Source organism: Terrabacter terrigena (assembly GCF_042676085.1).
Lineage (GTDB): Bacteria > Actinomycetota > Actinomycetes > Actinomycetales > Dermatophilaceae > Terrabacter > Terrabacter terrigena.
Genome location: NZ_JBHTKH010000008.1, coordinates 130702 through 149705, shown reverse-complemented (window position 1 = coordinate 149705; position 19004 = coordinate 130702). Strand labels below are relative to the sequence as shown.

General features: G+C 69.3%; 20 protein-coding genes. 2 read left to right on the top strand and 18 right to left on the bottom strand.

Translation table 11 applies throughout. From position 1 onward, the window contains the following. Nucleotides 1-160: 160 nt before the first annotated feature. The 18 genes from ACFQ2V_RS13760 to ACFQ2V_RS13675 all read right to left on the bottom strand — a co-directional run bounded on the left by ACFQ2V_RS13760 (nt 161) and on the right by ACFQ2V_RS13675 (nt 17751). Entirely contained in the window at nt 161-1921 is a 1761-nt protein-coding gene (locus tag ACFQ2V_RS13760) for a DEAD/DEAH box helicase (protein ID WP_386053367.1), read from the bottom strand. A gap of 138 nt (nt 1922-2059) precedes the next feature. Further along, nucleotides 2060-3022 (bottom strand): zinc metalloprotease, encoded by a 963-nt coding sequence (locus ACFQ2V_RS13755; RefSeq protein ID WP_386053366.1) that lies wholly within the window; start codon nt 3020-3022, stop codon nt 2060-2062. A gap of 751 nt (nt 3023-3773) precedes the next feature. Then, nucleotides 3774-4460: a hypothetical protein gene (locus tag ACFQ2V_RS13750; RefSeq protein ID WP_386053365.1), complete on the bottom strand. Its 687-nt coding sequence runs from the start codon at nt 4458-4460 to the stop codon at nt 3774-3776. After that, nucleotides 4460-6625 (bottom strand): glycosyl hydrolase family 28-related protein, encoded by a 2166-nt coding sequence (locus ACFQ2V_RS13745; RefSeq protein WP_386053363.1) that lies wholly within the window; start codon nt 6623-6625, stop codon nt 4460-4462. The genes ACFQ2V_RS13750 and ACFQ2V_RS13745 overlap by 1 nt, the downstream gene beginning before the upstream one ends. Nucleotides 6626-7668: 1043 nt before the next feature. Then, nucleotides 7669-7929 (bottom strand): hypothetical protein, encoded by a 261-nt coding sequence (locus ACFQ2V_RS13740; protein WP_386053362.1) that lies wholly within the window; start codon nt 7927-7929, stop codon nt 7669-7671. Between the two features lie 195 nt (nt 7930-8124). Further along, nucleotides 8125-8247, bottom strand: coding sequence for a hypothetical protein (locus ACFQ2V_RS13735; RefSeq protein ID WP_386053361.1), 123 nt, complete (start codon nt 8245-8247; stop codon nt 8125-8127). Further along, nucleotides 8244-8594, bottom strand: coding sequence for an FDXHR family putative zinc-binding protein (locus ACFQ2V_RS13730; RefSeq protein WP_386053360.1), 351 nt, complete (start codon nt 8592-8594; stop codon nt 8244-8246). The genes ACFQ2V_RS13735 and ACFQ2V_RS13730 overlap by 4 nt, the downstream gene beginning before the upstream one ends. After that, nucleotides 8587-9054: a hypothetical protein gene (locus tag ACFQ2V_RS13725; protein WP_386053358.1), complete on the bottom strand. Its 468-nt coding sequence runs from the start codon at nt 9052-9054 to the stop codon at nt 8587-8589. Before ACFQ2V_RS13725 ends, ACFQ2V_RS13730 begins: the two co-directional genes overlap by 8 nt. 69 nt (nt 9055-9123) lie before the next feature. Beyond that, complete coding sequence (locus ACFQ2V_RS13720) at nt 9124-9480, bottom strand: hypothetical protein (RefSeq protein WP_386053357.1); 357 nt, start codon at nt 9478-9480, stop codon at nt 9124-9126. Next, nucleotides 9477-9818 carry a hypothetical protein gene (locus ACFQ2V_RS13715; protein WP_386053355.1) on the bottom strand — a complete coding sequence of 114 codons (342 nt, stop codon included), beginning with the start codon at nt 9816-9818 and terminating at the stop codon, nt 9477-9479. Before ACFQ2V_RS13715 ends, ACFQ2V_RS13720 begins: the two co-directional genes overlap by 4 nt. A 92-nt stretch (nt 9819-9910) precedes the next feature. Continuing rightward, on the bottom strand, nt 9911-10261 hold the full coding sequence (locus ACFQ2V_RS13710; protein WP_386053353.1) for a hypothetical protein: 351 nt from the start codon (nt 10259-10261) through the stop codon (nt 9911-9913). Between the two features lie 350 nt (nt 10262-10611). Beyond that, a complete protein-coding gene (locus ACFQ2V_RS13705; protein WP_386053352.1) occupies nt 10612-10959 on the bottom strand; it encodes a hypothetical protein in 348 nt (115 codons plus the stop codon). A gap of 69 nt (nt 10960-11028) precedes the next feature. Beyond that, complete coding sequence (locus ACFQ2V_RS13700) at nt 11029-12558, bottom strand: recombinase family protein (RefSeq protein WP_386053350.1); 1530 nt, start codon at nt 12556-12558, stop codon at nt 11029-11031. Between the two features lie 329 nt (nt 12559-12887). Next, on the bottom strand, nt 12888-13187 hold the full coding sequence (locus tag ACFQ2V_RS13695; RefSeq protein ID WP_386053348.1) for a DUF3039 domain-containing protein: 300 nt from the start codon (nt 13185-13187) through the stop codon (nt 12888-12890). 67 nt (nt 13188-13254) lie between these two features. Next, a complete protein-coding gene (locus ACFQ2V_RS13690; protein WP_386053347.1) occupies nt 13255-14136 on the bottom strand; it encodes a glutamate racemase in 882 nt (293 codons plus the stop codon). A 1-nt stretch (nt 14137) separates the two neighbouring features. Next, nucleotides 14138-14698, bottom strand: a complete 561-nt coding sequence (locus ACFQ2V_RS13685) for a YqgE/AlgH family protein (protein ID WP_386053345.1) — start codon at nt 14696-14698, stop codon at nt 14138-14140. A 29-nt stretch (nt 14699-14727) separates the two neighbouring features. Further along, the gene (locus tag ACFQ2V_RS13680; RefSeq protein ID WP_386053344.1) at nt 14728-17067 is read right to left on the bottom strand and encodes a DEAD/DEAH box helicase; all 2340 of its coding nucleotides are present in this window, start codon (nt 17065-17067) and stop codon (nt 14728-14730) included. A gap of 291 nt (nt 17068-17358) precedes the next feature. After that, nucleotides 17359-17751, bottom strand: coding sequence for a VanZ family protein (locus ACFQ2V_RS13675; RefSeq protein WP_386053342.1), 393 nt, complete (start codon nt 17749-17751; stop codon nt 17359-17361). A gap of 70 nt (nt 17752-17821) precedes the next feature. On the opposite strand from ACFQ2V_RS13675, the gene ACFQ2V_RS13670 reads away from it, so the two are divergent. Further along, complete coding sequence (locus ACFQ2V_RS13670) at nt 17822-18445, top strand: SIMPL domain-containing protein (protein ID WP_386053341.1); 624 nt, start codon at nt 17822-17824, stop codon at nt 18443-18445. A gap of 58 nt (nt 18446-18503) precedes the next feature. Next, nucleotides 18504-18890 carry a thioredoxin gene (trxA, locus tag ACFQ2V_RS13665; RefSeq protein WP_386053339.1) on the top strand — a complete coding sequence of 129 codons (387 nt, stop codon included), beginning with the start codon at nt 18504-18506 and terminating at the stop codon, nt 18888-18890. Nucleotides 18891-19004 lie beyond the last annotated feature (114 nt).

Below are 19004 nucleotides of genomic sequence, written 5' to 3'. Positions count from 1 at the left end.
GGTCAGGGTGCCGGTTGTCTCCAGCGAGGCGCGCGGGAGCGCCCGCCCGACCCTAGCCCGACAGACCGGGACGAATGCGGACGAGACGGCACCGATTCGTGAACACCTGCAGACCTGCGACCGACGAGGCCACGGCTGCGGTGGCACCGTGGCACCCGGTTCAGCGGCGACCGACGAGCCAGAGACGGATCTTGTCGATGCGCTCGCCCACCTGCTCGGACGACGCCGCGGCGAGGTCGGGGCCGCCGCAGACGCGGCGCAGGTCCATGTGCACGTTGGCGTGCGGCAGGCCCTTCTGCCGGGCGTAGGTCGAGACGAGCTTGTTCAGCTCCTTGCGCTGGGCGGCGAGGGCCCGGTGCGCGGCGACCGGTGTCGGCGCCTGCGCCCCCTGCGGCGCCTTCTTCACCTGGCGGCTCTGCCGCTCGCGCAGCAGGGCCGACACCTGGTCGGGCTCGAGCAGCCCGGGCAGGCCGAGGTACTCCTCCTCGTCCGCGGAGCCGACCTGGGCGTGCATGCCCCACTGCTGCTTGTCGAAGAGCACGTGGTCGAAGTGCGCATCGGACTCGAGCGCCTCGAACGCACCCTCGTCGAGGGCGCCGCTCGCCTTGTCGGCGCGGTTCGCGTCGTCGATGAGGGCCTGCTCCTCGGCCCACATCTGCCCGATGTCATCGGGGTTGGGCTTGCGGTCGAGGGCGTGGTCGCGCTGCTCCTCGAGGCGCGCGGCGTGGTCGAGCACGACCGGCACGGAGGGAAGAAAGACCGACGCCGTCTCGCCGCGCTTGCGGGCCCGCACGAAGCGACCGACCGCCTGGGCGAAGAAGAGCGGCGTCGAGGTCGACGTGGCGTAGACGCCGACGGCGAGCCGGGGCACGTCGACGCCCTCGGACACCATGCGCACCGCGACCATCCACCGCTCGTCGCTGGCGCCGAAGTCCTCGATGCGCCTGCTCGCGCCGAGGTCGTCGGACAGCACGACGGTCGGGGCCTCACCGGTCAGCTCACGCAGGATGGCGGCATACGCCCTCGCCTGCGTCTGGTTCGAGGCGATGACGAGGCCGCCGGCGTCCTCGACGTGGCGGCGCACCTCGGTCAGGCGCCGGTCGGCGGCCGCGAGGACGGCGGGGATCCACTCGCCCTTCGGGTCGAGCGCGGTGCGCCACGCGTGCGCGACGAAGTCCTTCGTCATCGGCTCGCCGAGGCGCGCCTCGAGCTCGTCGCCGGCCTTGGTGCGCCAGCGCATGCTGCCGCCGTAGGCCATGAAGAGGACGGGCCGAACGACGCCGTCGCGCAGCGCCTCGGCGTAGCCGTACGTGTAGTCGCTCGAGCTGACGAGCGTACCCTCGGCGTCGAGCTCGTACGTGACGAACGGGATCGGGGAGGTGTCGGACCGGAACGGCGTGCCGGTGAGGCTGAGCCGTCGTGCGGCGGGCTCGAACGCCTCGCGTATGCCGTCGCCCCAGCTCTTGCTGTCGCCGCCGTGGTGCACCTCGTCGAGGATGACGAGCGTGGGCCGCGTCGTCGTCAGCTCGCGGTGCAGCGAGGGTCGAGAGGCCACCTGGGCGTAGGTGACGGCCACGCCGTGGTAGTCGTCGCTGTGCCGACCGATGCTGTTGCTGAACTTCGGGTCGAGGCTGATGCCGACCCGGGCCGCGGCGTCGGCCCACTGCGTCTTGAGGTGCTCCGTGGGCGCCACGACCGTGACCCGGTGCACGATGCCGGCGGTGAGCAGCTCGGTGGCCACCCGCAGGGCGTAGGTCGTCTTGCCGGCACCGGGCGTCGCGACCGCGAGGAAGTCGCGCGGCGCCTTCTCGAGGTAGAGGTCGAGCGCCTCCTGCTGCCACGCGCGCAGCTTGCTCGCGGTACCCCACGCTGCCCGCTCCGGGAAGGCGGGTGGGAGGTGGAAGGCGGCCCCTGAACTCATAGGCCGCCCACGGTAGCCGGTCGGTCCCCGCGACATGCCGAGGCCCCGCCAAGTTGGCGGGGCCCCGATTGTTTGGTATGCCGGCCGAGTTCGTATGCCGCAGAGAGATTTTCGCAGGTCAGCCGCCTGGGCGTCAGCTCACTTGCCGGCGCGGTAGGCCGTCCACTGGGCCTGCATGCGCGAGACCTGGCCGGGCGTGAAGGTGTTCATGCACGCGTCGTACGTGTAGTCCATGAAGTTCTTGATGGGGTCGAGACCCGGGCTCGTGCACGTGTCGCGGCCCGTCGGGCACTGGTAGGCCGCGCTCGCCTCGGCCGGGGTGTCGGCGACGTAGTCGCCGTTGCCCTTACAGCCGCCCTGGAAGGTGTGGTACAGCCCGACCCAGTGCCCGACCTCGTGGGTCGCGGTGTCGCCCTGGTTGTAGTTCGTCGCGTTGCCACCGGGCAGCGAGCCGGTTAGCATCACGACGCCGTCCATCACGTCGTAGCTGTTCTTCGGGAAGGTCGCCCAGCCGAGCAGGCCCTGGCCGATGTTGGCCGAGTAGAGGTTGAGGTCGGCCATCGTGCCCTTGCGCAGCGCCGACTTCATGCTGCGCTCCGCGGCCGAGCCCGGCGTCACGGTGTACCACGACGCGTTGCTCGTCGAGTCGCTGCCGACGAGGGTGAAGCTGAGGCCGGTGCCGGAGTAGGCGTTGTTGAGCACGTTGACCTGGCTGTTGATCGTGCTGGCGCTCACCGCGCCCTGCGAGCCGTTCGTGATGGTGTGCCAGTAGACCTTGACCGTGGAAGCCACGAAGGCGGCATCGGCGCCCGGCTTCGCCTGCGAGCCCGTCGCCTTCGCAAGCTTGCCGGAGGAGTCGCGGGTGAGCCCCTTGGCGGCCAGGGCCTTGGTCAGCGCCGCCTCGTTGGCGCGGACCTGGGCGTCGGAGAGCTCGTGCGGGTCCTTGGCCGTTCCGTGCGCACCGCGGGCGCCGACAGCCGCCGGGTCGACGCACGTCGCGGGGGCGTGGCCGTCGGCGACGGGCACTGCCTGGGCGGGCACACCGAGTGACAGGGTGGCCAGCGCGAGGGGTGCCGCGAGCACCAGGGAGCGAAGCTTCATGGGGAGACCTTTCTCGTCCGACACGGCCCCCGATCGGGCGCCGACCCCAGCGACGATAGGTACGCGAGCGTCAGCGGCGGAGCCACCGCGGGTAAAGAAGCCGTAAGAAATCGCGGGGCGCGTCGTGTCCGTCGCCGTGGTCCTCGGCGTGGTCCGGCGTGGTCCTCGGCGCGGGGGTCAGGCGCGGCCGTCAGGCGTCGCCGTTGTCGCCGTCGCCGCCGTCCTGCGGGTCGCGCAGGCCGTCGTAGATCTCCAACTAGACAGCATCAGGGCAGGCACACAACGAGATACGCAGCCATATCTCCTATATATACGCGGGCGGCCTGCCCGGTTTCATGCTGTCCGCTGGGGGAAACACGCGCAAAGCCTGGGCCTCGCCCGGAAAGCCGATGCCTCCCGGGAAGAGCTCGGCCGCTAGCGCCGGCACACTCGTTTCGGCCAGCCCTACGGAACTTGACCCGGGGGATGCTTAACTCCACACCCATTATTACAGCGACTGTCCCCACTCAATTTCCCTCCCGGTTCGGTGGCTGCGGTCTACCGTGACGCCATGATGGGGAGAGAGCGGCAGTACGCCTGGGGGTCATTCACTGACGCAGAGCGCGTGGGCACCTTCATCGGCAACCTGCTCCTGTGGGGAACGTGGATAGGCGGAGGCGCCTATGTCGTCTGGTGGTTGGTGACGAACTAACGCAACGCCACCCCCGGACCTCCGTGTTGAAGTCAAGGGATGGCGTTGCTGAGCTTGCTGTTACCCATCGTCGGGGTGAGGCAGTCCGATCACTTGCCGATAGGGCAAGGTGAGTCGGTCATACATCCCCTGCGTGAAGCACTCCCCCGTAATCCCATCAGGTGTGCCGATCAGGTCGCGTGCCACGAGCGCCCACAGTGCGTCTCGGACGGCACACGGGGGGCCTTGGAGGATGGCCCGCCCGTCAGACCATAGTGCGAGCCTTGACGGGTCTCGCCCTGCATCCTTGGCCACTGACTCCGCAAGGTGGCGGTCGTGCTCGGTGGCCACGATGTGACAGGCGAGCTCGTCCAGCTCGTCCTCTCTTAGCCACACTGCAAGAGACACGAACCGTTGGACTAACTCCGCCTGGGGGCCAAGGGCCGCGGCGGAGTCCTCCACCTCCCGCTCGACTTCCAGCTCGCGGACGATGCGCCAAGCAGCCGCGACAACGATGGAGCTGTTGATTGTGACTGGCGGGTGCTCTTCCACCGGAGCCAGCTCGAGCAGTCGAGCACCGTAACCCGCCCAGGCCTCCCACGCCTCAGGCTCGGTGGTCGCGTGCAGTGAGGCATCCATGTCCGGCTGGCACACCACGGCCCCCGGCTCCGCCTTGGCGCCAGCGGGCGCCCAGCGGATGGTGCCAGAGAGCGAGTCGGTGCCGTCTGGGGAGACCCACTTGAAGTACCGGAGCGCCGGCTGCGTCATCAGACGAGATTGTCCGCGAGGAGCTTGGTGGTGGCGTCGGAGTTGACCTTCACTCCGGCGGAGCCAACTGAGTCGTAGGCGTTGACCCCGGTAACGACCACCTTGTCGGAGGTGGTCGCATAGACCGCGTAACGCGGGCCGGCGTGATAGCCGCCCCTGACCGAGGCCTGTGACGTGCCGGAGAAGCGGAGGCAGTCATAGGTGGCCCCCACACCGCCCGTGATGTGCATGCCAGAGACGGCGTGAACACTTCCACCCGAGATGAACACCCCGTCCTGCGGATGCACCCGGATCGACACCCCAGACAGCCGCGTCCGGTTGCAGTTCAGCAGCTCGATCCCGCGTGTACCGGAGTTGAGCAGAAGACCCCCGTCGATGCTGAGGTCATCGACGTACTGCACCTTGATGGAGTCCAGTGCCGCGTCACGGACCTTGTTGTCACTGGCGTCCAGGTTCTTCGACTGGTTGCCGGAGAGCCCCAGGATGAGGAGAGCGTGGCTCGTAGAGCCCATCACGTCATTCCCGGTGACCTTGGCGCCCTCGAAGTGGCGCAGAAGGATGGGGTTTGCTCCCGCGCTGCGGAGGTAGTTGCCTCGAATCTCCACGTCGTACTTGAGGCAGTTCGGCTCTGCGCCGGCTGCCTGTCCGTCGACCTCGATGCCGTACACCGTGGAGGTCGCCTTGTTGTTGATGAAGCGGATTCCGCGCTGCTCTGTGACACCGTCGAATGTGGCCGCTCGGTAGGCGCGGCCGGTCGAGTCTGTGACCTCGTTCTCCTCGACAGTGACGTACTGCCCTCGGACGATGAACCCCGACGCGACTCCGACCGCCGTGTTCTTGGTGAAGGTCCAGTAAAAGCACGGCTCGTGACAGTCGTATGCGGCATCCGAGGCTCGCTGCCCCTGGTTGCCCTTGACGTCGACATAGGCGGGGGGCCAGAAGCCCCCGCCTGCGACGAAGTGTCGGCAGTTGTAGAAGTGGTTGTCCTCCACGATGCAGTGCTTGGAGGCTTCAACGATCGCGACCCCGTAGCCGGTGTTGCCCAGCGTCGTGCTCGAGGTCGAGTCACGGACGTCGCAGCTCCTGACCTTGCCAGCCCACACGGTGTTCAGGCCGATGGCGATGTCTTCGGCACCGAGGACAGTGACGTCCCGGACGGTGGTGTTTCGGCCGTACCGAATCTGGATGCCGTTGTGGCCTGAGGCCACGCCTCCGAGCTTCAGCCTGACGCCCTCGATCGTGACGTCCTCGACGGGCGTCAACTTTTGGAGTGCGAGCCCCGTCGTGCCGTAGGCGAACGTCGCGCCGGCCACAAGAGTGACCTGGGTGGCGGAGTCGACCGACTGAATGATGGCCAGTTCACCCTTGTCGCGGTCGGTGCGCGTCATGCCGGGGACGGGCCGCTCGTCATTGCGCAGCAGGATCAGGTCACCGGGCGAAAGGGCCGACGTGTCGGCAATCCCGCTCACGACTCGGGACCACTGGGCGACGGGAGTGGAGATCGCGACGTCGGCGCCGATCGTTCCGGTGGAAGTGACCGCGATGCGCTGGCCCAGCGCAGTCGCGACCGGCATGGAGGAGGCGTCGAGGGTGGCGCCGTACCCCCGGAGCGTCGTGCGGCTGGGGATCGAGAGCGGACCGCTGATTCGGTAGGTGCCACCGCGGGCGAGCTCGACGATTCCACCCGCGCCGGCCGTCAGGGCCGCCGTCAGGGCGGCCGTGTCGTCCGCAACCCCATCCCCTAGAGCGCCATAGTCCCTGACGTTGACCGGCTGGCGGTCCTTGCGTGCCCAGCGGGCATCGACAGCGGTGGCCACTTGGGAAGTGGGGTCGCCGAGCAGGCTCGCGAGGTGCGCGTCCTGAGCCTGTGAGGCGGCGACAAACGAGCGGCTGCCACCGAAGTCCAGCCATGCGCCGTCTACGCCCGGTGGGCCGTAGAACGGCACTAGGGAACCGTTGTCGTCGGTACCGACGGTGGACGTGGCGGCGCCACTGGTGGTCTGGAGGTCGGTGTGCTGGGTGCCGCCAGCAGCGGCGGACCACAGAGTCCCGTTGGTAAGCCCCGCGGCGGAGACGGCGAAACCGCCGTTCTTCGACGGGGGTGCAATGGCGAAGTCACTGACTCCGCAACCGAAGAGGTAGCGAGCTGAAGCTACGATGGGCATTGCAAGTTCTCCTGATTCGAGGTTTGCGTCCGGGGGGAGGGGTGCCAGCCCCTCCTCCCCTTCTGATTGGTTGATGGAGCGCCCCGGATGGGCGCTCTCACTGGTCTTTGTTGGTCTCCGAGCAGGGGCTTCTTGCCCCTGTCGAGGAGGTCGCCCCTTGAGGGGGCTCCCTTTCCTTCCCAGTCGAATCGGCGCCTTCCTGGCGCCGCTTGTTACTCCCCGAGGCGGGCGGGCTGGAGGCCCGCCGAGGGGGCGTCGGGCGCGCCCTCTGGCGCGCTTCTGTTCTTTTGGCCATTAGTCGGCGGGTCTGCCACCCGCCCACCGGCCAGTAGTCGGAACGTGGTCCTCGCCCCTCGCCCCGCGCCCGTCGTGAGCACCTCGAGCCACCCCCACCTCTCGAGGGTGCGCACGCCCTGCTCCACGTAGGCCCGCGGTCGCCCCGCTGCGTCCGCCAGCCCGACCGCTTCGGCCAGTGAGCGCCACGGGAGCGAGACCTCAGAGTCGTGGCCGCAGAGCCTTGCGAGCTGTCGAGCCGTATCGCGGGCACTCGGCCGGCCACCGGGCAGTGCCTGGTTCACCTCACGCAGCCACTCGGCGGCCTGACCCACAGGAGGCGACCACTCCCAGCCCACCGCACCGACCGCCACGAAGTAGAGGCTCCGTCGATGCGAGAACGGGCCTTCTGCGTGGCGTTCCCTGAGGCGCACGCGATGGCTGGCGACCCGATCCCGGAAGGCTCTCAGGCCGTCACTCGTCGCCATCGCTCAAGAGGCGTGGAGCTCGGCCGGTAGACGCACCCGGCGTGAGTGGCGGCCCCATCGCGCATGACGATGAGGTCCCCCACGCAGACCTGCCGTCCGCATCCCGCGCAGGAGTCTGAGCGTCTGGCTCGAAACGTGCGGCTGGTCATCGACCTCTCCTCTCGGTCTTGACGCGGAGGCGTCGCGCTCGTCTCCACGCCTGCATGTACGCGTTGTTGCTGGCCTTGCAAGGCACACAGCGGCAGCGGTCGTGCGCGTAGCGACTGCGGGTGCCGTGCTCGGTCATCGCCTCCGACCTCCCCGCCCATTGGCGCGGGTCTCCTGACGTCGCCGGCGCTCGCTCTCGATCTCCCACCACGTCGGCCGCATGCCGTTCTCCTGGCACCACACGACAAGGCGGGGGCCGTCATAGAGCACGGCGGAGGGAATCTCCCGCAGCCGAGGGTGGGCTGGCGGGACGTCCACCTCGTCGGCGACCTCGAAGACCGCAGCATCCGTGTTGAGCTCGCTCAGGGCCTGCTCCAGCTCTGCCTTGGTCGCCATGTCAGTCCTTCTCCGTCTTGGGCACCCACAGGGGCGTGCATCGCCTGCCGACGGTGCAGAAGAATCCGCGGTAGGAGTTGCCCCGCTTAGAGATTCCGGCGCGAAACTCCATGGCAACGCCATGGCACTGGGGCGGCGGGTGCGAGCCCTGCACCCACGCCTCCCACAGGTCCGCCATTGAGCCGGCTGGAACGGTCATGCGGCACCTCCCGCGAGAACGGCAAACGCCTCGTCCTTGGTGCCTGCATCGGCGCCGTCCAGGGCGTCGAGCAGGGCGTCGAATGCAAGCGCCGTCTCGGGGTAGTCGACGCGAGTCATGCCACCACCTCCGGGACGTCTTCGTTGCGGGGTGCAGCCGGGACGGACGATGCGGCAGAAGGGATCAGGCCATCGGTGGCCGCGTTGCGGAACCCCGTCGCCGAATCCGGTGCGCTGCGACCCCACACGCCACGGTCACTGGTCACCAGACCGACCGCGGACAGCTCCGCTTCGGTGCGGCAGCGCCGCGGGTCGACGTCCGAGCCGAAGGCTCCGGCGCGGTGTCGGTCCCCTGCGACCGTGCCGCCGAACGTGCGGTGGCACACCCGGCAGTGCTGGCTACGCCCATAGGGCTTGGGCAGGACACACGCCTCGTTACACGGCGTTTCCTTCAGTCCCTCAGTCATCGGCTCCCCCGTCATAGACGCCCTGCGCGGCCAGTGCCGCAGAGACAGCCGCAGACACAGCGGCCTGCACCTCTTCGGGGGTGTAGCCGTCGACCTCGGGAAGGGCGTCGGCTCCCTGCTCGTCGGCCCCAGCGTCGTACTGGGCGAGCACGCGGCTGGCATGGTCGGCCTCTGCGCGAACCTGCGCCATCAGTGCCTCGACGGCCTCCGTGGTGGGCGCGGTCCCGCGCTGGCGGGCAACGGCCCGGAACGCCTCGGGAACGCGCATCTCTGCGAGCACGGTGTCCAGGCGTGCGCCGGCCAGCTCGGTCTCCAGATCGGCTACGCGGCGAGCCAGATCGTTGCGCTGGCCCTCCAGCGACCGCACGTAGTGACGCAGCCCCTGGGACTTGGGCTTGTGGGCCTCCTGCTCGGGAGGCGTAGGCACGTCGGGGCTTTCGCCCGTCGTGTCCGTGGTCATAATGGTCTCCTCAAAAGTGGGACTAGGAGGGGCCGGGCCGGCATGCTCGGCCCCTCCGCTTTGCGTGTGTCAGTCCTTGCGCACGTAGGCGGTCTCGGCTCGCTCCACGTACTTTCGGAACGTGGGCGAGGACTCCAGCCCAGCGACGACCTGATCGAAGTTGCCGCCTGCTGCTCCCTCGATCGTGCGAAGGGCGTGCTCTCGACCGGGCATATAGACCGGCTGCGCGGCAGCGGACATGTTCGCCAGACGGTCGAGCGTCTGGGCATCCCCGTTCGTGATGGCGCTTCCCGGCGCTATGGGCGCTTCGGCCCACTCCGGGCTGCCTACCTCCATCGGATCGCCCGCGGGAGCCGCCTCCCCCAGCGCCTTGGCCACGGCTGCCTCGACAACCTTGGCGAGCTCGGGCGAGATGCCCTCGGTCATCGGCGGCCGGTGCTGCGGCGGTCTCGGATGACCTCGGCCCCAGAGGCAGCGATGGCGTCTGCCACCGCATCGAAGTCGAGAGCTTCCCCGGCTGCCTCCTTCTTCTCGAGCGCCCGGACAGCGACAGCCACCGACTGCTCGGACACGGCCGACTGACCGGAGGCCGCAGCGATGGCCTGGCGACGGGCAGAGGCTGCGATGGCGTTGTGGTCGAGCGTCGTGCCACTGCCGGCCTGCTGAAGTGCGGCCATGACAGCGGCCTGCACGATGTCCTCCAGCGAACCGCTGGACGGGGCGTCGTCGTCGTACTGCTCGTACTCGTCATAGGTGTCGGACATGGATCTCCTTTGCGTTGTGACTGCCGGCGATGTGCAGGCAGTCCGCACCCCCGGATGGGGTGGTCTGTGGGGTTAGGGGCGGCCAGGGCCTGTCAGGTGGAGAGCACCCTGACGCCGCTGAGGTAGGCCGTCGTGGTGAACGACGGCGTGGTGCCAGAGACTGTCCACACGAGGCGCAGCAGCGTGCCCTTGACGGTGAAGCTTCGGGCGACGCTCTTGGCCGCCGTGATGGCAGCGAAGGAGTCGGCCGTGCCGTCGGCCGAGGCCCAGTTGACGCCGTCGTGAGACCACTGCACCTCGAACGTTGCCGAGGGCGTGGTGCCCGAGACCGTGGTGGCGTTGATGGTGACAGCGACCGTCGAGCCCAGCGGGACAGCGACGGGAGTGGATGAGCCGGAGGCCGTGATGGGGTTGCCGGAGTAGAGCGTGGTCTGGTCTGCCATTTGGTGGTCCTTACTTCTCGTTGTGACACCCCCCGCATTGCGCATGGGTGTCCGCACCCCCGGATGGGGTGGTCTGTGAAGTCGGGTGAACCGATGTGTCACATCGGTGAGGCCTTTAGAGTTGCGAAAGCCTTTGCAGGCCAATCGTTTTCCCGACCCGATGCATAAATCATGACATGGGGTGGTGGAACCGCTCGTGCGATTCGAGCTGCACAGAAGGCCCATTTCCGCTTCCGCGAATACGTGTTCGATATGGCACTTCAGGCACGACCTGCGGGAATGGAGAGCCCCAAGACAAAGAAAAACTCCCGTCTCGGATATGAGACGGGAGTTCCTGCGTTGGTGTCGGGCTACCCGACCAGGGCAGCGATGGCAAAGAGACGCAACGCACTTCCGGTGCCGGGTCCGGGCACCTCCTCTAGCGGGGTGTCCCACCAGACGCCCAAGCCCCTGGCCTCCAGCCAGAGCGTGGCTGCGTCTCGCTGCGCCTCCCACTCGGCGAGGACGTCGAGCCACGCAACGCCCTTCACGCCGGCCTCCAGCCGCTGCGCCTCGATGGCGCCGTCGGTGTAGAGCTCGGCCGTCTCCAGGATGCCGAAGGGTCTGCCCTCGCTGCCCTCAATACCATCCGGCCAGACGTGCACCGATGTTGCCCCAAACGTCTCCTCGATCGGGGCACTGCTGTTCACTGTGTCCATGGTCGTTTCGCTCCTAGCTGCGATTCGGTCTAGGCCTCGCCGGGTGTGTCCGCACCCGTGCGGGGCCGCTTATGCCTCCCGGTTGGAGACAAGCTCTAGGGGGCGCTCCCTCGTGGCAGGAGTGCGTGGGATCGTCGGCTCAATGGTGACCATGTCGGCGCTAGCCCGCTCATTACGGCTCAACCGAGGCCGCACCTTCACGGCCGATAGGTACTTGACCACGGCCTCGCGCTGGCCGGTCAGCGTCATCGAATCCCAAGCCTCGATCAGGCGGCGCTGCGAGTCCGCCCGATCTAGCGGTGACTGCGAATAGAAGGTCGCGGCTTTCTTCTCAGCCTCGCTGAGTCGTGAGCGCAGCACCTCCCGCTGGGCGCTGGCCTCGGCCTCGGTGAGCTCGTCCATCGCTTCGCGCCGAGATAGATCCTCCAAGCGTCGGCGCAGCTTCACAGCGGTGGATGCCGCCTCCTGGGCCTGGTCTGGGGTCGTCTGGCTAGCCTGTGCGCTGCGCTTCACCCACACGAGCCGACTCGCCTCCCGCTTCACAGCCTTGGCAACGAGCCCATCCAGAAACTCAGCATCGATCGTGACGGCATGGCCGTGCTCACCCGGTGGGGGTGGCGGGCATGTCGCCCTGTAGATCACGGTGTAAACCGCGCCCGCCTTACGGTTGCTCTTCTGTCTGGTGCGCTTCATCAGTGCGCCACACTCGGCACAGGTTGCGATGCCGCCGAGCAGGGACTTGACCCGGTCGCCTGTCGCAGTCGTGGGACGGCTGGCAGCGATGGCCTCAGAGCGGCCCAGGACTGCCCGCCACTCCTCTTCTGGGACGACGGGGCTCCACGCTGCCTGACCTTTGATCTCGTCGCCATACGTAGCGAGTCCCGCGTTCCGTGGGTGCCGCATCGTGCGGCTGAGCTTGGACCCATCCCAGCGCTCTCCGCGGGTGGTTGTGAAGCCTTTGCCGTTGAGGTAGGCGGCACAGGCAGCGAACGTCTCGCCTTCCCGCAGCATGGCGAAACAGTGCCGCAGTGCTTCCACCTCCCGCTCCTCGTGCTCACCATGCGGGGTGAACCCAAACGGGCGTCGGTGCGCCCAAAAGGACTTACCTGCGTTCGCCCGCTGGCGGTGCGAGGCCTTCTGCCGGAGGCCCTTCTGCTGGCCCTCGTATGTGGCCCATGCCGTGATGGTGCGACCGACTGCCTGCCCGGCAGGAGTGGCTAGGTCGAGGTCGCCAGCCGTGACGGCGTGGACCGGCACGCCGAGGTCGATGACTCGCTCGAGGTCTTTGGACACACGCACCAGTCGGTCGGTGTGCCAGACCACGATGCGCGTGGGCTTGCTGGCCAGCAGTTCCTCGAACTGTGGCCGGCGCTTGCCTGTGGTAGCAGAAATGTCGTTGTCCACGAGAACCGCAGTGACGTCCCAGCCGCGCTGGGCGCAGAGCTGTCGGCACTCGTCCTCTTGGCGCTGGACTCCGAGGCCCTTGCCCTCCGCATCCAGTGAGATGCGGCAGTAGATGACGGTGGTGTCCGCAGCCTTGGGCTCCGACTGTGTGGTGAGGTGCGCACCCTGGCGCGTGTCCCTGTACCTCGATGGCATGGCGCCATGCTACCGCGTCATCTGCCCTCATGGTGCATAAACAAGCACTTCTATTGGCCATTTCTCGTGGGGTCGAGACCCCCTAATCGCACCCCCTAACCACCCCCCTAGAGCCCGCACCTCGCGGGCGGGCTGCGTCTTGCATCGCCGCAGGTCAGGGGCTTGTCGTGCTCAACTACTACGCTTGGTAGGAGAGTCGACCGTCTCCGAACGGTCTGGGGGCGCCTGAGGCTGCATGGTTCCTCCTCAGGATGAAGAAAGCCCAGCCCCCGCGTCGGGGGGCTGGGCTTGGACTGTCTGAGGTTGTCGAGCTCTCGGGAGAGGGGCGTCTACTCGCCCTCTCCTCCGTCCTCTGCCTGCCTCAATCCGTCGTAGATCTCCTTGCACACCGGGCAGACGGGGAACTTCTGCGGGTCGCGGCCCGGCACCCAGATCTTGCCGCAGAGGGCGACGACGGGCTCGCCCGAGAGCGCGCTCTCGAGGATCTTCTCCTTGCGCACGTAGTGCGAGAAGCGCTCGTGGTCGCCGGGCTCCTGGAGCTCCTCGCGGACCTCCTCGCGCTCGATCGTCGCCGTGCTCGTGCCGCGCAGCGGCTCCGGCTCGAAGGGGTCGGGAGGCATGGTGCTCATGCGGGAAGTCTACGGCCGAGGTCCGATCGGCCGGAACGACGCCGGCTCCCGTCTCGCCGGGGCCGGTTCAGCGGTTCGTTGCGGCCGACCGGCACACGCCCGGCGCGCAAAGCAGGCGCCGGCCTGCCGGGTAGGCCTGCCACGACGCCGGCATCGGTGCCGGCCTGCCGCTCAGCAGCACGGCCTCGACACCTCCCTCGGCACCCGCCTCGGCCCCGGTCTCACCGCCGGCAGTGGCGGGCTCGAGACCGATGCGGCGCAGCGTCTGGCGGGCGACGGCGACCGGTGAGTCGTGCACGGCGACGCCCTCGCCCAGCGCCAAGACGATGCGCTCGGCGACGAGCCCGTAGTGGGTGCAGCCGAGCACGAGGGAACGCACGCCCGCGGGAGTCTGCGATGCGGCATACGCGATGCACTCGTCGACGAGCTGCGGGTCTCCGGCCTCGATGGCCTCGGCGAGGCCGAGGGCCGCGACGGCATACGTCTCGACGTCGGCGGCGAACGCGTCGATGAGGCCACGCAGGTAGTCGCTCGACGTCGTCGCTGCCGTGGCCCAGACGGCGACGGGTCCTCCCCCGGCCGCGGCCGGGCGGATGGCAGGCACGGTGCCGACGACGGGGATGCCCGGCTCGAGCTCCGCACGCAGGGCGTCGAGGCCGTGGACCGAAGCCGTGTTGCACGCGACGACGATGGCGTCGGGAGCGTACGGGAGGGTTGCGCGGGCTGACTCGAGGATCAGCCGTTGCACCTCGTCCGGAGTACGCGGCCCGTACGGCATGTTGTCCGGGTCGAGCGACAGCACGAGGCCGAGATCGGGCCGCAGCGACCGCAGCGCGTCGGCGTAACCGAGGAGCCCGACACCGCTGTCGACGAAGGCAACTCGCCTGGTCGACTCTCGGCTCTGGCTCCGCGTACCTGCTGCGGGCACCGGACGTGAGGACGCGTTCATCTCAGTTCATCGAGGGGTCGTCGGGAAAGCTCGCCACATACGCCAGGCTGTCGCGCTGCCTCCGCAGCACCTCGCGCCACAGGGTTCCGGGGTGGGAGGTGAACGCGTCGCGCACCTCGGCGTCGACGACGTACCAGTCGCCGCGGGCGATCTCGTTCTCGAGCTGGCCCGACTCCCAGCCGGAGTAGCCGGCGAAGATCCGCAGGCCGGCGAGCTCGGCCTCGACCACGGGCGTCGGCACGTCGAGGTCGACGAGGCCGATGGAGCCGAACAGCCGCTTCACGCCAAGCGGCTCCGGCTCGTCGCCGGGGACCGTGACGAGCCCGAGGGCGGACGAGGTCGACACCGGCCCCCCTTGGAAGAGCACGTGCGGGGCGGTGACGACGCGCTGCCACCCCGGCAGCACCGAGTCGACCTCTGCCGACAGGGGCTTGTTGAGCACGACGCCCTGGGCGCCACCGTCGTCGTGGTGCAGCATGAGGATGACGGACCGGTGGAAGACGTCACCCGCGACGGACGGTGTCGCCACGAGCAGGCGGCCGGTGTGGAACGTCGAGCTCACGGAGCACAGCCTTCCACACCGGCGACCACTCAGAAGCGAGCGCCCCGACGACCGCCGCGCTCGTCGTCACCCCAACGGGAGACCAGACCGTCGCCACGGTCACCCCGACGACCACGACGGTCGTCATGGCCACTGCTGTGGTGCGGGCGGAAGCCACCGCGCGAACCCTGGCGTGGCCCGCGGGGCCCGGCGGGGCCACGTCGGTGCTGCTTCGGGCCCGCGACGAGGCGCTGGAACTCGTCTTCGGCGATGGCGACGCCGCTCGGCGTCGTGGCACCGGTGGCCGCGATGATCGCGTCGCCGGGCGTGGCCCGGACCGGCGAGATCTCGAGGCCGGCGTCCTTGAGCTGACGCTCCATGGTCTTGCGCTGGTGCGGCAGGGCGAGTGTCACGACGGTGCCCTTGTCGCCGGCGCGGGCCGTGCGACCCGAGCGGTGGAGGTAGTCCTTGTGGTCGGCCGGCGGGTCGACCTGCAGCACGACGGAGACGTCGTCGACGTGGATGCCGCGCGCGGCGACGTCCGTGGCGACGAGGACCGGGAGGGTGCCGTCGCGGAACGCGCCGAGCACGCGGTTGCGCTGGCCCTGGTTGAGCCCGCCGTGCAGCGCGGCCGCCATGACGCCCTGCTCACGAAGCTGCAGCGCGATGCGGTCGGCGCCGAGCTTGGTGCGGCAGAAGACGACCGTGCGGCCCTCGCGGTTGGCGACCTCGGCCGTGATGACCTTCTTGTGCTGCGGGTCGATGAGCAGGACGTGGTGGTCCATGCCCTCGACCGAGGCGGTGGCGTCGTTGGTCGAGTGCGTCACGGGGTCGGTGAGGTACTTGGCGACGAGGTCGTCGATGCCGCGGTCGAGCGTGGCGGAGAACAGCAGGCGCTGACCGTCGGACGGGATCTTGTCGAGGGTCGTCGTGATCTCGGCCATGAAGCCCATCTCGGCCATGTGGTCGGCCTCGTCGAGGACCGTGATGGCGATGTCGTCCATCTCGACGGCGCCACGCTCGAGCAGGTCGTTGAGGCGGCCGGGCGTGGCGATGAGGATGTCGACGCCCTTGTTGAGGGCGCTGATCTGGGTCGTGTAGCTGAGGCCACCCGCGACGAGCTTGTGGCGCAGGCCGACGACGTGCACGAGCGGCTCGAGCGCGTCGGAGATCTGCATCGCGAGCTCACGCGTCGGCGTGAGTATCAGGGCGTGCGGGCGGCGCGGGTTGCGCGGCGCCCCCGACTCGAGCAGGCGCGCGATGACCGGCAGGCCGAAGGCGAGCGTCTTGCCCGACCCGGTCTGGCCACGGCCGAGGACGTCCTTGCCTGCAAGCGCGTCGGGGATCGTCGCTGCCTGGATGGGGAACGGCGTCGTGATGCCCTCGCGAGCCAGGCGCTCGACGACGCGCTCGGGCAGCCCGAGGGCGGCGAAGCCGTTGTCGGCCTCGACGGCGACGGGGCCCTCGGAGATGTCGGCACGGGTCGCCTTGGTCCAGTTGTCGGCGTCCATGCGCTCGGCCTCGGCATCCTCGAAGCTCACCGGTGCGCTGCCGTCGAAGCGGTCGGCGCCGCGGTCGAAGCGGGGACGGTCGTCACGTCGCTGGAAGCCGCGGTCCCCGCGGTCGTCACGACGCTGGAAGCCACGGTCACCACGGTCGTCACGGCGGTCGAAGCGGGGACGGTCGTCACGACGCTGGAAGCCGCGGTCACCGCGGTCGTCGCGGCGGTCGAACGAGCGACGCTCGCCGCGGTCGTCACGACGCTGGAACCCGCGGTCGCCCCGGTCGTCGCGGCGGTCGAACGAGCGACGCTCGCCGCGGTCGTCACGGCGGTCGAACGACGGACGGTCGTCACGACGCTGGAAGCCGCGGTCGTCGCGGTCGAAGCGGGGGCGGTCGTCACGACGCTGGAAACCGCGGTCGCCACGGTCGTCGCGGCGGTCGAACGACGGATGGTCGTCACGACGCTGGAAGCCACGGTCGCCGCGGTCGTCGCGGTCGAAGCGGGGGCGGTCGTCACGACGCTGGAAGCCACGGTCACCGCGGTCGTCGCGGTCGAAGCGGGGACGGTCGTCACGACGCTGGAAACCGCGGTCACCACGGTCGTCGCGGCGGTCGAACGAGCGACGCTCGCCGCGGTCGTCACGTCGCTGGTAGCCGCCGCGGTCGTCACGACGGTCGGACGAACGGTGCTCGTCACGCGGGGCGCGCCACTCGCGACCGCCGACGTGGGAGGTGCCCGACGACGCCGGGCGCGAGGTCTTGGAACCGGAGAACGAACCGGCCTTGGGTCCGCCCTGGCCGCGGTGCGGCTTCTTGGCGGCTGCGACCTTCTTCTCGGTGGACCAGCGAGCCTTCTTGGGCGCGCCGGAGGAGGTGTGCTTGGGCATTACGTATTCAACTCTCTTTGACTCGATGCAGACTTCGCCTCGAGCCGTGAGTCACAACACGACCATGCAGACGAGCCTCAGGCGCAGAAGTGTCTGCGCCCCATGTGTACCGGTGCCCGGCATCTGTGCCGTCCGGCGATCGGATCCGCTCCGCGTCGGTGCCGGGCCGCGCCGTCTGCGCGGTCTTCCGGTGGGGTGTCGCCCCGTCGGCCGGGCCTGCCCGCCGGGCATCCCCGGCGCCATCCCGTCCGTCGTGATCCGAGGAGACCTCGGAGTCGGATGTCCGCCAGTCTACCAGCGGCGCAGCCGCGTCCTGACCACGAGCGCCGCCGCACCGAGGCCGACCCCCACGAGGTCGACCACGGCGTCCCACACGTCGCCCGACCGGCCGGGAAGCAGGAAGTGCTGCACGAGCTCGCTGACGGGAGCGTGCAGCGCGAACGCGAGGACCGCCGCCCGCACGGACCCCAGAGCCCTCCCAACGGCATACGTCGGCACGGCGAAGACGAGCAGGTGGACCACCTTGTCCGTCCAGCTGACGGGGCCCTCGATGGTCACGACGGGCCAGTAGAGGACAGCGAGCTGCACGACGACGGCGGTCGCGGCCAGCGCGACGAGCTTCCGCGAGCGGTGCGCCTGCCCGCGCACCACCAGGTCGCCGGGATCGCGCGCTGGTCTCGTCATGGCTCCGCAGTCTAGGTAGGTTGCGACGAGGACCACGTGCCGCCCCGGGCGGTCCGGAGAGAGGACTGGAATGGGCAAGCGCACGGTGACCGTCAACGGCAGCGGACGGGCGTCGGTCTCCCCCGACGTCGTGCGGCTCGAGCTGCGGGTGGGCCACGACGCCGACGACGTCGCTGCGGCTCTCGCCGGGGCCACGGACGGCATCCGCAAGGTCGGTGCGGTGGTGCGCGACCGCGGGGTCGCCGACGCCGACATCCGCACGCTCGACGCGGGCGTGAACCAGCGCTGGGACAACACGGGGACGGCGGTCGGCTTCACGGCGCAGCAGCGTCTCGGGGTGACGGTGCGGCGGCTCGAGGCGGTCGGCGAGATCCTCGAGGCCGCTGCGGCGGCGCTCGGCAACGCCCTGCTCGTGGATTCCGTGCGGCTCGACGTCGCCGACCGCTCCGACGGGCTGAGGCGGGCACGCGACGCCGCGTTCGCCGACGCCCGTGACAAGGCGCAGCAGTATGCCGGCCTGTCTGGTGCCGAGCTCGGCGCCGTCCTCGGGGTGGCGGAGGGCGGAGCCGCCCGCGTCGCGTCCTACAGCTCGAAGGTGATGGCGATGGCAGCCGACGCGGCGGGCGGGATGCCGGTCGAGGGCGGCGACCTCGAGCTGGTGGCGGGCGTCACCGTCACCTGGCAGCTGGTGTGAGCCCGCGCAGGCACGCCACGCACGGAATACCCACCACCGCCGATCCGTTGGGAGAGACATGGCTACCACTGACCTGACCGCGCAGTCCTTCGAGAAGACCGTCCTCGACAACGACATCGTGCTGGTCGACTTCTGGGCGTCCTGGTGCGGCCCGTGTCGCCAGTTCGCACCGGTCTACGACGCCGCGTCGCAGAGCGGCGACAACGACGGCATCGTGTTCGGCAAGGTCGACACCGAGGCCGAGCAGTCGCTCGCGCAGGCCGCCAACATCACCTCGATCCCGACCCTGATGGCCTTCAAGGAGGGCGTGCTCGTGTTCGCCCAGCCCGGTGCACTCCCCCAGTCGGCGCTGCAGGACGTCATCGAGCAGGTCAAGAACCTCGACATGGCTCCGATCAAGGAGCAGATGGCCGCCGAGGCGGCGGGCGCACCCGAGCAGGCCTGAGGCCGGGACGGCCCGAGGCCACCACCCGGCACGTGCAAGAGGGCGCCCCGCGACGCGGGGCGCCCTCTTCGTGTCTCGGCCGTTCGCCTGCGGCCCGGCGCCGGCCCCGTGATA